General features: G+C 72.0%; 10 protein-coding genes. 5 read left to right on the top strand and 5 right to left on the bottom strand.

The window, feature by feature from the left end:
- Positions 1–291 precede the first annotated feature (291 nt).
- A complete protein-coding gene (locus MKK64_RS23275) occupies positions 292–2364 on the top strand; it encodes a M23 family metallopeptidase (RefSeq protein ID WP_243937845.1) in 2073 nt (690 codons plus the stop codon).
- 28 nt (positions 2365–2392) lie between these two features.
- On the opposite strand, the gene MKK64_RS23270 is transcribed toward MKK64_RS23275, so the two are convergent.
- The 5 genes from MKK64_RS23270 to MKK64_RS23250 form a co-directional block, all read right to left on the bottom strand.
- The gene (locus MKK64_RS23270; RefSeq protein WP_243937832.1) at positions 2393–3466 is read right to left on the bottom strand and encodes a glutamate--tRNA ligase family protein; all 1074 of its coding nucleotides are present in this window, start codon (positions 3464–3466) and stop codon (positions 2393–2395) included.
- Positions 3463–3759: a hypothetical protein gene (locus MKK64_RS23265; protein ID WP_243937831.1), complete on the bottom strand. Its 297-nt coding sequence runs from the start codon at positions 3757–3759 to the stop codon at positions 3463–3465. The genes MKK64_RS23270 and MKK64_RS23265 overlap by 4 nt, the downstream gene beginning before the upstream one ends.
- Before the next feature lie 32 nt (positions 3760–3791).
- Complete coding sequence (locus MKK64_RS23260) at positions 3792–5816, bottom strand: ATP-binding protein (protein ID WP_243937829.1); 2025 nt, start codon at positions 5814–5816, stop codon at positions 3792–3794.
- A gap of 114 nt (positions 5817–5930) precedes the next feature.
- Entirely contained in the window at positions 5931–6779 is an 849-nt protein-coding gene (locus MKK64_RS23255; protein ID WP_243937821.1) for an oxidoreductase, read from the bottom strand.
- Positions 6780–6947: 168 nt separating this feature from the next.
- A complete protein-coding gene (locus tag MKK64_RS23250; protein WP_243937819.1) occupies positions 6948–7493 on the bottom strand; it encodes a hypothetical protein in 546 nt (181 codons plus the stop codon).
- 330 nt (positions 7494–7823) lie between these two features.
- On the opposite strand from MKK64_RS23250, the gene trpA reads away from it, so the two are divergent.
- From trpA to MKK64_RS23230, 4 genes are all read left to right on the top strand, one after another.
- Positions 7824–8660 carry a tryptophan synthase subunit alpha gene (gene trpA / locus MKK64_RS23245; protein ID WP_243937627.1) on the top strand — a complete coding sequence of 279 codons (837 nt, stop codon included), beginning with the start codon at positions 7824–7826 and terminating at the stop codon, positions 8658–8660.
- 106 nt (positions 8661–8766) lie between these two features.
- Positions 8767–9678, top strand: a complete 912-nt coding sequence (accD, locus tag MKK64_RS23240) for an acetyl-CoA carboxylase, carboxyltransferase subunit beta (protein ID WP_147728406.1) — start codon at positions 8767–8769, stop codon at positions 9676–9678.
- A gap of 14 nt (positions 9679–9692) precedes the next feature.
- On the top strand, positions 9693–11018 hold the full coding sequence (locus tag MKK64_RS23235) for a bifunctional folylpolyglutamate synthase/dihydrofolate synthase (protein ID WP_243937810.1): 1326 nt from the start codon (positions 9693–9695) through the stop codon (positions 11016–11018).
- A 167-nt stretch (positions 11019–11185) separates the two neighbouring features.
- Entirely contained in the window at positions 11186–12037 is an 852-nt protein-coding gene (locus tag MKK64_RS23230; RefSeq protein WP_147728404.1) for an outer membrane protein, read from the top strand.
- Positions 12038–12143 lie beyond the last annotated feature (106 nt).

Here is a 12143-nt window from a genome sequence, read left to right as displayed (position 1 = left end):
CCGCCGCCCCGTCTCGATGAACAGGGGTATACGGACCACCCAGCAGCCCGTCAACAGCCAAAACGGAACTTTCTCCGATTTCGACGACAGAACCACGACAGGCCGCCCGGACGGCCCTCCAACGATCCTGAGACGGGTGCGTTCGGCGTTTCGGGGGTGAAGGGGATCCGCTCGACCGCAGGGAGGGGAAACGCGCTCGCGCGCGAGGCGCCTCAATCTCGACATGCTGCCCTTCGACATGCTGATGTCTTGGCGGCTGCGATGCCGCCCTCCTCCGACAAGGCGCTCTTGGTGAACCGCGACAGTCTCAAGATCGGCGAGGCCAGCGGCCCGTGGACCCTGCCGGGCTACGCCCACGGGATCCAGCCCGCCCTCGACCTGCTCGGATCGGATGCCACGCGCATCGATCGGCGCGAGGTGAACCTGCGCTGGCTCTGCGCCTCCGCCCTCACCGGCCTGACCGGGGCCGCGCTGATCGGCGCGGCGCTCCACGTCTCGCTGCAGGGCGAGGCCTCCTTCGCCGCCATCCCCGAGCGGGTGAGCATCCCCGCCCGGCCGCAGCCGAGCGAGGGCGGCGCCAATCTCGCGCGCAAGGGCGACCGGCTCGTGCGCAACCTCATGATCGCCTCGGCCAAGCAGAGCTTCCGCTCCCCGGTGACGGTGCGGCTCGGCGATCGCGAGATCATCAAGGTCCGGCCCTTCGTCCGGATCACCACGGCGCTCTCGATGTCGACCGGGGTGTTCGCCGGCGACATCCCGAAATTCGATCCGATGAAGTTCGTGTCCGACGAGCCGCTCGAGCGCGCCGCCGATGCCGGCTCCGCCGACGCGCCGGGCGCCGAGGTCAGCGTGGTCAAGCGCGAGCTCGTCGACGCGGCGGTCGAGGCCGGGGCGGCCGCGCTGTCGGACGACGACGTGACGGCGCAGGTCGAGGAGGAGCGCCGCAGCACCGCGGAGGCCGGCCGGCGCACCGCGATCCCGATCGCGCCGCAGATCCTCCTGTCGCGCACGCTCCAGGGCGCGACGGCACCCGACTTCGACGGCGGGGCCAAGGACGGCGGCCCCAAGGCCGGCAATGCCGCCGACGGCAACCCGTTCAAGTCGATCGAGGTGCTGGTCGTCCCCGAGAACGTGACCAAGCTCGCCAAGGTCGAGCTGCGCCCCAACGAGACGCCGATCGTCGAGGAGCGCGACCTCGCCCTGAAGCGCGGCGACACGCTGGAGGCGGTGGTGCGCGCCACCGGCTTCGCCTCCGAGGACCAGATCCGCGGCATCGTCACGGCGCTCGGCGGCAAGGCCAAGACCGGCGCGCTGGCCGAGGGCCAGCAGTTCCGGCTCCAGATCGCGCCGGGCGCGAAGCCGGGCGATCCGCGGCAGGTGACCCGCGTGGTGCTCTACGGCGAGGGCGGGATCGAGGGGATCGCCGCGATCAACGACCGCGGGGCCTTCGTCTCGGTGGCCCCACCGCCGGAGGACACGCCCTCGCAGAAGCCCGCCGCGAGCGCCGAGAATTCGGAGGACGAGGACGAGGACGGCGGCTCGGGCCCGCGCCTCTACCAGAGCCTCTACGAGACCGCGGCCCGGCACGACCTGCCGCGGGCGACCGTCGAGGACATCGTGCGGGTGTTCAGCTACGATCTCGACTTCCAGCGGCGGATCTCGGCCGGCGACGGCCTCGACGTGTTCTACACCTACGACGAGGATGCCGGCGCCAGCGCCGACCGGCCGGACCTGCTCTACGCCTCGCTCAACCTCGGCGGCGAGAGCCGCAAGGTCTACCGCTTCCAGTCGCCCGACGACGGCTCGATCGACTACCTCGACGACCAGGGCCGCTCGCTCAAGAAGTTCCTGATCCGCAAGCCGATCGCCGACGGGATCATGCGCTCGGGCTTCGGCTACCGCCGCCACCCGGTGCTCGGCTATGCCAAGCTCCACACCGGCGTCGACTGGTCGAACCCGATCGGCACGCCGATCGTGGCAGCCGGCAACGGCACCGTGATCCGGGCCGAGATGACCTCGGGCTACGGACGCCGGGTCGAGATCCAGCACATCAACGGCTACGTCACCACCTACAACCACATGTCGCGGTTCGGGCGCGGCGTCACCGAAGGCGCGCGGGTGCGGCAGGGCCAGGTGATCGGCTATGTCGGCTCCACCGGGCTCTCCACCGGCGCGCACCTGCACTACGAGGTGATCATCAACGGCCACTTCGTCGACCCGATGAAGATCCGCGTGCCGCGCGGGCGGGAGCTCGACGGGCGGATGCTCGCCGAGTTCAAGCGCCAGCGCGAGCAGATCGACGCGGTGATGCAGAAGTCGAAGAGCGCCACCGCGATGGCGCAGCGGGACGCGGCGGTGCGCTGAGGCGGCCTTCCCGCGGCGAGCCGGCGCTTCAGGCGAAGCCGAGCGCCGCGCGGATCGTCTCCGGTGTTTCGCCCCGCGCGCGCCGGTCGGCGAGCGTCTCAGACCCCTTCAACTTCGCGAGCTTTCCGCCGTCCGGCCCGAGGACCAGGGCGTGATGGTGGTAGCGCGGGGTCGGCAGGCCGAGCAGCCTCTGGAGCAGCACGTGCAGGTCTGTCGCCGCCTCGAGGTCGCGGCCGCGGACCACGTGGGTGATGCCCTGGTGCGCGTCGTCGACCACGACGGCGAGGTGGTAGCTCGTCGGCACGTCGCGGCGGGCGATCACGGCATCGCCCCAGCGGGCGGGATCAACGACCCGGACCATCTCGTGAAACGCGCCCTCCCCTCCCCCCTGAAGCGGGGAGGGTGGCCCGCGAAGCGGGTCGGGAGAGGGGTGCGACGATGCCGGATCCGGCGCTCCTCTCTCCCGACCCTCGCCGACGCGAGGCCCACCCTCCCCCGCACCCAAGTCGGTCCTGCCCGACTTGGGTGCGCAAGGTGCGGATCCCGGGCAAGCCCGAGATCCGTCGGGGGGAGGGAGAAGCGCCAGATTCGTATAAACATGAGGGCCCGGCGCCTGCCCGATCGCCCGGGCCATGTCGAGGCGCCAGGCGTGCGGCTCGCCGGCGGCGCGGCGGGCGGCGGCGGTCTCAGGATCGAGCGCCCGGCAGGTGCCGGGGTAGAGCGGCGCGCCGTCCGGGTCGCGCGCGGCATTGCCGCCGGCGGCGGCGCGGATGTCGCCGCGGGTGCAGAAGCAGGAATAGGCCAGGCCCCGCGCGATCAGCCCGTCGCGGGCGGCGCGATAGTCCGGCATGTGCTGCGACTGGCGGCGGACGGGTGGGTCGAAGAAGAGCCCGAGCCAGGCGAGGTCGGCGCCGATCGCGTCGATCAGCTCGGGTCGCGAGCGGGTCGGGTCGATGTCCTCGATCCGCAGCAGCAGGCGCCCGCCGGTGCGGGACGCGAGCGCGGCGTTGAGCAGCGCGGAATAGGCGTGGCCGAGATGCAGCCGGCCGTTCGGGCTCGGGGCGAAGCGGAAGACGGGCCGCGACTCGGCGTCCGGCCTCAACCGCCGACGCGATGCAGGCACTGCAGCGGGCCGGGCGTGCAGGCGATGCCCGGCAGCGAGCAGGCCGGCCCGTCGGCGAGCCGCCGGCAGACGCGGCAGCCGTCGCCCCATTCGGCGCAGGTCGCGTCGTCGACCGGCGAGGCCGGGCCGTGGGAGGCGCGGTTGGGCAGGAGCACGCCGAGCAGCACCGTCGCCGCGACGAGGGCGGCGATGCCCCAGGCGGCCAGGCCGCCGGGGTCGCGGGACGTCGGGTGCGGGTCGGCGGGCAGGTCGGCGGGCGTGTCGGAAGGCATGGCGACGGTGTTCGCGCGGGGGGACGCGTCCGTCAAGCCGCCCGCGCGACGCGCCGCTCGAGCAGGCCGGGCAGGAGCTTGAGGTCGAGGGGCTTGGCCAGGAACCCGTCGAAGCCGGCCCGGCGCGCGGCCTTCTCGTCCTCGCGGCCCGCGTTGGCGGTCAACGCGACCAGGTGGAGCCGGCCGCCCTTGCCGCGGGCTTCGGCGGCGCGGATGCGGCGGGCGGTCTCGTGGCCGTCGCAGTTCGGCATGCGGATGTCGATCAGGGCGAGGTCGAACGTGCCGCCCTCCGCGAGGCGGGCCAGGGCTTCGAGCCCGTCGGCCGCGTGCACCACCTCGGCGCCGAGGCGCTCCAGGGCCTTGGTCGCCAGGAGCGCGTTGATCGGGTTGTCCTCGGCCAGCAGCACGCGCAGGCCCGTGCCCGCGCGCACGGGCGCGGCGTTGGCCGCTTCGGGCGCGGGCTCGGCCGGCGGGGTGGGCGCGAGCAGGCGGTCGAACAGCGAGCGGGCGCGCACCGGCTTGATTAGGTAGGTATCGAACCCGGCCGCATTCGGCGCGCCGAATTCGCGCCGGTCGAACGGCGAGAGCAGGACGAGGCTGCAGCGCACGCCGCAGGCCTTGGCCTGGTCGGCGAGGCGCCGCACGGCGTCGTCGCCGAGCGCGCGGTCGGCGATCACCGCGTCGAAGCCGACGCCGGCGAGCGCATCGAGCCCATCCTTGAGGTTCGGCATCACCACCGCGGACGCGCCGGTGCGGGCGAGGTTGCGCGCGAGGAACGGAGCCTGGAACGGCGAATCGGCGACGATCAGCACCTTGCGCGCGGCGAGCACCGGGCGCGGCACGGCGGCGGGCTGATGCTCGGCCGCCGGCAGCGGCAGCACGACGCGGAAGGTCGAGCCGCGCCCGAGCTTCGATTCCGCCTCGATCCGCCCGCCCATCCGCAGGACGAGGCGGCGGGTGATGGCGAGGCCGAGGCCGGTGCCCTCGTGGCTGCGGCTGGCGCTGCCGTCGCCCTGCTCGAACTCCTCGAACAGCGATCCGACCCGGTCGTCGGCGATGCCCGGCCCGGTATCGGCGACCGCGAGCACGATCGCGCCGTCGGTCTGCGCCACGCTGACGCCGACCCCGCCGCCCTGCGTGAACTTCACCGCGTTGCCGACGAGGTTGACCAGGATCTGCCGCACCCGGTCGCCGTCGCCGATCACCAGGCCCGGCACGCCGTCGGCGACGTCGAGGGCGATCTCGATGCCCTTATCCTGGGCGCGCGGCGCCAACAGCTCGACCACCGCCTCGGCGGTGGCGGAGACGTCGAACGGCTCGGCGGCGAGGTCGATGCGGCCGGCCTCGATGCGGGAGAAGTCGAGGATGCCGTCGATCAGCGCGAGCAGCGCCTGCCCGCTGGTGCGCACCGCCTGGACGTAGGTGCGCTGCTCGCCGTCGAGGCTCGTGTCGAGGACGAGGTCGGCCATGCCGAGGATGCCGTTGAGCGGCGTGCGGAACTCATGGCTGACGGTGGCGAGGAAGCGCGATTTGGCGACGCTCGCCGATTCGGCGCGCGACAGCGCCACGTCAAGGGCGCGGGCCGATTCGACCCGGCCGGTGACGTCGCGGCCGGCCCGCAGCCACTGGATCGGCTCGGATCCGCGGGCGACGGGCACCTCGACGAAGGCGAACCAGCGCGGCACGCCGTCGGCCGGCATCACCCGCGCCTCGCTCCGGCGCACGCCGTCCGGGCCGGTCTCGGCGCCGGCGGTCTCGAGCACCTGGAGATCGAGGGTCGCGCCGATCATCGCGAGCGGCGTCCGGTCGAACAGCGCGGCGTAGCCTTCGTTGGCGAAGGTGATGCGGCCGGCCGCGTCGCGCTGGACGATCACATCGGTCGTGGCCTCGACCAGGGCGCGGTAGCGGTCCTCGCTCTCGGAGACCTGCCAGATCCGGTCGTGGAGGTCTTCGGCGTCGTCCAGGGCGCCCGCCCGCCCGCGCCGCGCCCAGGCGAAGGCGAGGCTGGCGATGGCGACGAGGAGCGCGAGCGCGACGACGAGGTCCCTGGGGTCCATGCGGATCTCCCCCGGCGTGACGCGTCCGGGCGGAGCGACCATCGCAGCAGAGGCTGAACGATGGGTTTGCAAGGGCGCTTAACCGGAGGTTGCGCCAATGGACGCGAGACCGCGTCAGCCCGCCGGGAAATCCGCCCCGAGGCTGGTCTCGCGCCAGGCCTCGATCTCGGCGAGCCGCGCCTTCAGCTTCGCGGTCACCGCATCGTAGCCCCAGGCGCCGAGGACGAGGTGACGCGGCGGATCTTCGATCTCCGCGACATGGATCATCGCCTCCGCGGCGCGGGCCGGATCGCCGGCCTGGGTGCCGCTCTTCTCGGACGTCGCCGTGAGGCGGGCGCCGGCGGTCTCGGCGTAATCGGCGATCGCGCTCGGCGTCTGCTTCAGCGAGCGCCCGGCCCAGTCTGTGCGGAACGGGCCCGGCTCGATGCAGGTCACCTTGATGCCGAGCGGCGCGGTCTCGGCGGCGAGCGCGTCCGACCAGCCCTCGACCGCGTGCTTGCTCGCCGAATAGTAGCCGGATGCGGGAAACCCGATGAAGCCGGCCACCGAGGTGATGTTGAGGATGCGGCCGCTGCGCCGCGCCCGCATCCCGGGCAGCACCGCGCGGGTCAGCGCGAACAGGCCGAACACGTTGGCGTCGAACTGCGCGCGGATCTCGGCCTCGACCCCCTCCTCCACCGAGGCCTGGTAGCCGTAGCCGGCATTGTTCACGAGCACGTCGACCTGGCCGAACGCCGCGTGGGCGGCTGCGACCGCGGCGTCGACCTGGCCCTGGTCGGTGACGTCGAGGGCGAGCGCGAGGGCGCGGTCGCCGGACGATTCGGCGAGGTCGGCGACGCGGCCGACGTCGCGGGCCGTCACCACCGCGCGCCAGCCGCGGGCGAGCACGGCGCGGGCGAGGTCGCGGCCGAAGCCGGTGGAGCAGCCGGTGATGAACCAGACGGGGGTGGTCATGGAAGCCATGCGGAGCGTCCCGTGCGCCCTGAGAACCGGGGCGATGCGTGAGGGGGTCGCGGGTCCGGCAGGGGCCGGGACACGCTGCGTCGTCACGCAGATAGGACGCGCCGACGCTCCGGCGACGGGGGAACCGTCGCCGGAGCGGAGGTCGGGCGGGCGCCTTGCGGCGCGGGATCACTGCACGGCGTAGCGGGCGTGGCCCTCGATGGCGCCGGCATGGTGCTGCACCGGCACCTGGGCCTGGCCGACGAAGTAGGCCTCGACCATCTCGCGCACGACCTCGGCGAGGTCCTCGGCGCGGGCGACGTCGAGCTGCAGGTCGCTGCCGACCGAGCGGCCGAGGCTCGCGGCGCAATGGGTCTTGGCGACGAGCTTCTCGGCGTAGGCCTGGCCGATGCCGGAAACCGAGATCAGGTTGCGGCCGCCGAGCTCGGGGCCGTACTTGATCACGATCCGCTGCTCGGGCTGCGAGGTGCCGCTGAGGACCGCGCGCAGGGTGACGAACTCTTCCCTGTCGATCGCGCAATCCAGGCCGGTGATGCTGCCGTGCACGTTGTCGCGCTCGTCGAGCACCTCGGACATCAGGGTCAGGACGCCGAGCACCGGCTGGAGCGCGCGCGCGCCCTCGGCGAGCAGACGGCTGCGGAAGCCGTTCTCGCGGGCCTCGGAGGCCTCGAGGCTGGCGTGGAAGCGGTTCTTGATCTCGGAAGGATTGGTCATGGCGTATCCTCGAATTCGATTGTCGATCTTTGGCGACCGTGATTCGAGACCTAGGATTTTTCTTGATCTGCCACAATAGTGTGCAAAGTATTCCCGCCTGCCCGCACAATGGGCGGCTGGCGCGCGAACGTCCATGCCCGCTTTCGAGGCATGCGCACTCGGCCGCCTCGCGCACGCGAGGACGGGCCGCCAAACCGCCTCCGCTTCACGGGCCGCCGCCGATGGTGTAGGCGCGGCACCAACCCCTCGGGCGATCCCGTCCGCCAACCCTCGATCGCTCCTCGATCCCTTCGCGATCTCCTTCTTCGACACCAGGAACGGACAGGCACCATGGCCGCCCGCATCGACGCCACCTTCGCCCGCTGCCGCGCGGAAGGCCGCGCCGCCCTCGTGACCTACGTGATGGCGGGCGATCCCGATCCCGAGACCTCGCTGAAGGTGCTGGAGGCGCTGCCGGCGTCGGGCGCCGACATCGTCGAGTTCGGCCTTCCCTTCACCGACCCGATGGCCGACGGCCCGGCGATCCAGGCCGCGGGCCTGCGGGCGCTCAAGGCCGGCCAGGGCGTGGCGAAGACGCTCGACCTCGTGCGCCGGTTCCGCGCCGGCAACGCCGAGACGCCGGTGATCCTGATGGGATACTTCAACCCGATCCACACCTACGGCGTCGCGCGCTTCCTCGACGACGCGTCGGCGGCCGGCATCGACGGGCTGATCGTGGTCGACCTGCCGCCGGAGGAGGACGACGAGCTCTGCCTGCCGGCTTTGGCCAAGGGCCTCGCCTTCATCCGGCTGGCGACGCCGACCACCGACGAGCGCCGCCTGCCGGCCGTGCTCGCGAACACCGCGGGCTTCGTCTACTACGTGTCGATCAACGGCATCACCGGGACGGCGACGCCGGATTTCGCCGCGGTCGGCACCGCGGTCGGGCGCATCCGCCGCCACACTGCCTTGCCGGTGGTGGTCGGCTTCGGCGTGAGGACCGGGGCGCATGCCGCGGCCATCGCCAAGGGCGCCGACGGCGTCGTCGTCGGCTCGGCGCTCGTCGACGCGCTGCATCGGACGCTCGACGGCGCGGGCCAGGCCACCGGCGGCAGCGTCGAGGCGGTCTCGACGCTGGTGCGCGAGCTCGCCGCCGGGGTGCGCTCGGCCTCGGCCCGCGCGGCCTGACGCCGACGGCACTGGCCGACCGGGGCACCGGCCCCGATATGCAAGCCTGAGCTACGCGGGGCCGATCGACGATGTCGGCCCGATCGAACCGGACGGGCGCTTCATGATGGTCGAACCGATGAACTGGATCTCGGAGGTCGTGCGCCCCAAGATCAAGACCCTGTTCAAGCGCGAGACGCCCGAGAACCTCTGGGTGAAATGCCCGGATACCGGGCAGATGGTGTTCCACAAGGAAGTCGAGGGGAACCACTGGGTCATCCCCGGCTCCGAGCACCATCTCAAGATGAGCGCGAGCGCGCGTCTCAAGATGATGTTCGACGAGGGCACCTGGATCGACGTGCCGCTGCCGGAGGTCGCCGTCGACCCGCTCAAGTTCCGCGACGAGAAGCGCTACGCCGACCGCCTCAAGGAGGCGCGCACCAAGACCGGGATGCAGGATGCGTTCAAGGTCGGGTTCGGCCGGGTCGGCGGCCAGCCGATGACGCTGGCGGTCCAGGACTTCGCGTTCATGGGCGGCTCGCTCGGGATGGCGGCGGGCGAGGCCTTCATCCGCGGCGCGGAGACGGCGCTGGAGAAGCGCACGCCCTACGTGATGTTCGCGGCCTCGGGCGGCGCGCGGATGCAGGAGGGCATCCTCTCGCTGATGCAGATGCCGCGGACCACCGTGGCGATCCGGCGCCTGCGCGCGGCAAGGCTTCCCTACGTCGTCGTGCTGACCAACCCGACGACCGGCGGCGTCACCGCCTCCTACGCGATGCTCGGCGACGTGCACCTGGCCGAGCCCGGCGCCCTGATCTGCTTCGCCGGCCCGCGCGTCATCGAGCAGACGATCCGGGAGAAGCTGCCCGATGGCTTCCAGCGCGCCGAGTACCTGCTCGAGCACGGCATGCTCGATCAGGTCGTCCACCGCCACGCGCTGAAGGACACCATCGTGCGGATCTGCGGCCTGCTGATGAACGTAAGCCCGCCCGCCGCGCCGGCGCCGGCCGCATCCGCACCGATCCTCGAACCCGCCTGACGCGCCGCACGCCCATGGATTCCTCCGATGCGCTGATGGCGCGATTCCTGGCCCTGCACCCGCGCACGATCGACCTGTCGCTCGGCCGGATCCAGAGCCTGCTCGCGCGCCTGAACCACCCCGAGCGCCGGCTGCCGCCGGTGATCCACGTCGGCGGCACCAACGGCAAGGGCTCGACCATCGCGTTCATGCGGGCGATCCTGGAGGCCGGGGGCCTGGCCGCGCACGTCTACACCTCGCCCCACCTCGTGCGCTTCCACGAGCGCATCCGGCTCGGCGGCATCGGCGGCGGCCACTACGTCCCGGAGGACTGGCTCGCCGAGGCCTTCGCGCGCTGCGAGGCCGCCAACGCGGGCGACCCGATCACGGTGTTCGAGATCACCACTGCGGCGGCGCTGCTGCTGTTCTCCGAGGCGCCGGCCGACGTTCTGCTGCTCGAGGTGGGCTTGGGCGGCCGCGTGGACGCGACCAACGTGATCGACACGGTCGCGGCGGCGGTCGTCACGCCGATCGGGCGCGACCACGCCGAGTATCTCGGCGACACCGTCGAGCTGGTGGCGATCGAGAAGGCCGGCATCTTCAAGCGCGGCTGCCCGGCGGTGATCGCGGCCCAGGACTACGCCGAGGCGGACGCGGTGCTGTGCCGCCGCGCCGCGGCGGTCGGCGCCACGCCGGTCTGGGTCGGCAACCAGGATTTCTCGGTCCATGAGGACAGCGGCCGCCTCGTCTACCAGGACGAGACGGACCTGTTCGATCTGCCGCGCCCCAAGCTCGTCGGCCGCCACCAGTTCACCAATGCCGGCACCGCCATCGCAGCTTTGCGGGCGGCGGGCTTCGGCGACATCGGCGTCGGCGCGGTGGAAGCCGGCCTGCGCAACGTCGACTGGCCGGGCCGGATGCAGCGCCTCGCCCGCGGACGGCTGGCGGCCCTGGTGCCGCCCGGCTCCGAGCTCTGGCTCGACGGCGGCCACAACATCGACGGCGGACGCATCCTCGCGACGGCGCTGGCCGACCTCGGCGAGCGCAGCGACGTGCCGCTGGTCCTGATCGTCGGCCTGCTCGGCACCAAGGACGCGGAGGGCTTCCTGCGCCACTTCGTCGGGCTGGCGCGCGCGCTGATCGCGGTGCCGATCGCCGGATCGATGGCGGCGCGGCCCGCCGAGGAGGTCGAGGAGATCGCGACCCAGGTCGGCCTCAGCGCCCGCATCGCGCCGAGCATCGAGGCGGCGCTGACCATGGTCGCCGACATCGCCTTCGAGCAGCCGCCGCGGATCCTGATCTGCGGCTCGCTCTACCTCGTCGGCGCCGTCCTGACCGCCAACGGCACGCCGCCAACCTGACCTTGCGTTGATCTGCGGTAAACCTCAGACTTATTTTGCTGCACAGCACACGCGATCGGCGCAACAATGCAGACACCAGGCAGCTGTGGCCCGGATGTTACATCTTGGCCGTGGGAAATCACTTATCCTCAGCATCGATCGGGCAACACGCTGGGGATCAAAAAAACATGAAAACGCTTCTGACGTCATTGGCCGCCTTCACGGCGCTCACCGCTGCCGCTTCGGCCGCCGACCTGCCGCGCCGCGCGCCTCCGCCGGTGTTCACGCCGGTGCCGGTCTTCACCTGGACCGGTTTCTACTTCGGTATCAACGCCGGCTACGGCTTCGACGCGAACGACCGCTCCGGCGCGACCGTCGTGAACGTGGCTCCGGGCACCGCCGTCGCGGCCGCCGTCCCGACCCAGATCGCCTTCGGCGGCTCGAACTCCACCGACGGGTTCACCGGCGGTGGCCAGGTCGGCTACAACTACCAGTTCACCCCGGGCTCCGGCGTCGTGATCGGTATCGAGGCGGACGCCCAGTACGTCGACTTCGGCCGCAACCGGAACCGCTACGTCGTCACCCCCGGGTTCGCCCTCGCGCCCGGCGTCCAGGCGTTCAGCCCGAACGGCATCTCCAGCCTCGACTTCTTCGGCACCGTGCGCGGCCGCATCGGTTACGCGGTCGACAAGGCTCTGTTCTACGGCACCGGCGGCTTTGCCTACGGCGCCGGCGGTGGCCGCGAGTTCGGCCTGCCGAACAGCAGCCGTGACGATTTCCGGACCGGCTGGACCGCCGGCGGCGGCGTCGAGTACGCCCTCCCGACCGACTCGTTCCTGAACTTCTTCCGCTCGTCGGCCGTGACGGTGAAGGTCGAAGCCCTCTACGTGAACCTCGATCAGAACAACCGTCTGAACGGCGCTTACGCCACCAACGCCGCCGGCGCCGTGTTCTTCGCTCCGGGCTACGTCGCCCGCCGCAACGACACCGAGTTCGCCGTCGTCCGCGCAGGCCTGAACTACAAGTTCGGCTCCTACTAGGATCCGACCTCCGACCCACGGGCCGCTCAGAGCCCGGGGTCGGCTCCGATCATTCGAATTGGGTTTCGAAACGCGAGAAAGCCCGGCCTCACGGCCGGGCTTTCTT

This window comes from Methylobacterium sp. E-025, assembly GCF_022829705.1.
GTDB lineage: Bacteria > Pseudomonadota > Alphaproteobacteria > Rhizobiales > Beijerinckiaceae > Methylobacterium.
Note: the sequence above shows the minus strand (reverse complement) of the source record. Positions and strands in the feature narration are given on the sequence as shown.

Excerpts from the sequence above, each read along its gene's own strand:
- MKK64_RS23265 (WP_243937831.1), bottom strand. The coding sequence starts at position 3,759 with ATGCCTTCCGACACGCCCGCCGACCTGCCCGCCGACCCGCACCCGACG.
- MKK64_RS23260 (WP_243937829.1), bottom strand. The coding sequence starts at position 5,816 with ATGGACCCCAGGGACCTCGTCGTCGCGCTCGCGCTCCTCGTCGCCATC.
- MKK64_RS23255 (WP_243937821.1), bottom strand. The coding sequence starts at position 6,779 with ATGGCTTCCATGACCACCCCCGTCTGGTTCATCACCGGCTGCTCCACC.
- MKK64_RS23250 (WP_243937819.1), bottom strand. The coding sequence starts at position 7,493 with ATGACCAATCCTTCCGAGATCAAGAACCGCTTCCACGCCAGCCTCGAG.
- trpA (WP_243937627.1), top strand. The coding sequence starts at position 7,824 with ATGGCCGCCCGCATCGACGCCACCTTCGCCCGCTGCCGCGCGGAAGGC.
- accD (WP_147728406.1), top strand. The coding sequence starts at position 8,767 with ATGGTCGAACCGATGAACTGGATCTCGGAGGTCGTGCGCCCCAAGATC.
- MKK64_RS23235 (WP_243937810.1), top strand. The coding sequence starts at position 9,693 with ATGGATTCCTCCGATGCGCTGATGGCGCGATTCCTGGCCCTGCACCCG.
- MKK64_RS23230 (WP_147728404.1), top strand. The coding sequence starts at position 11,186 with ATGAAAACGCTTCTGACGTCATTGGCCGCCTTCACGGCGCTCACCGCT.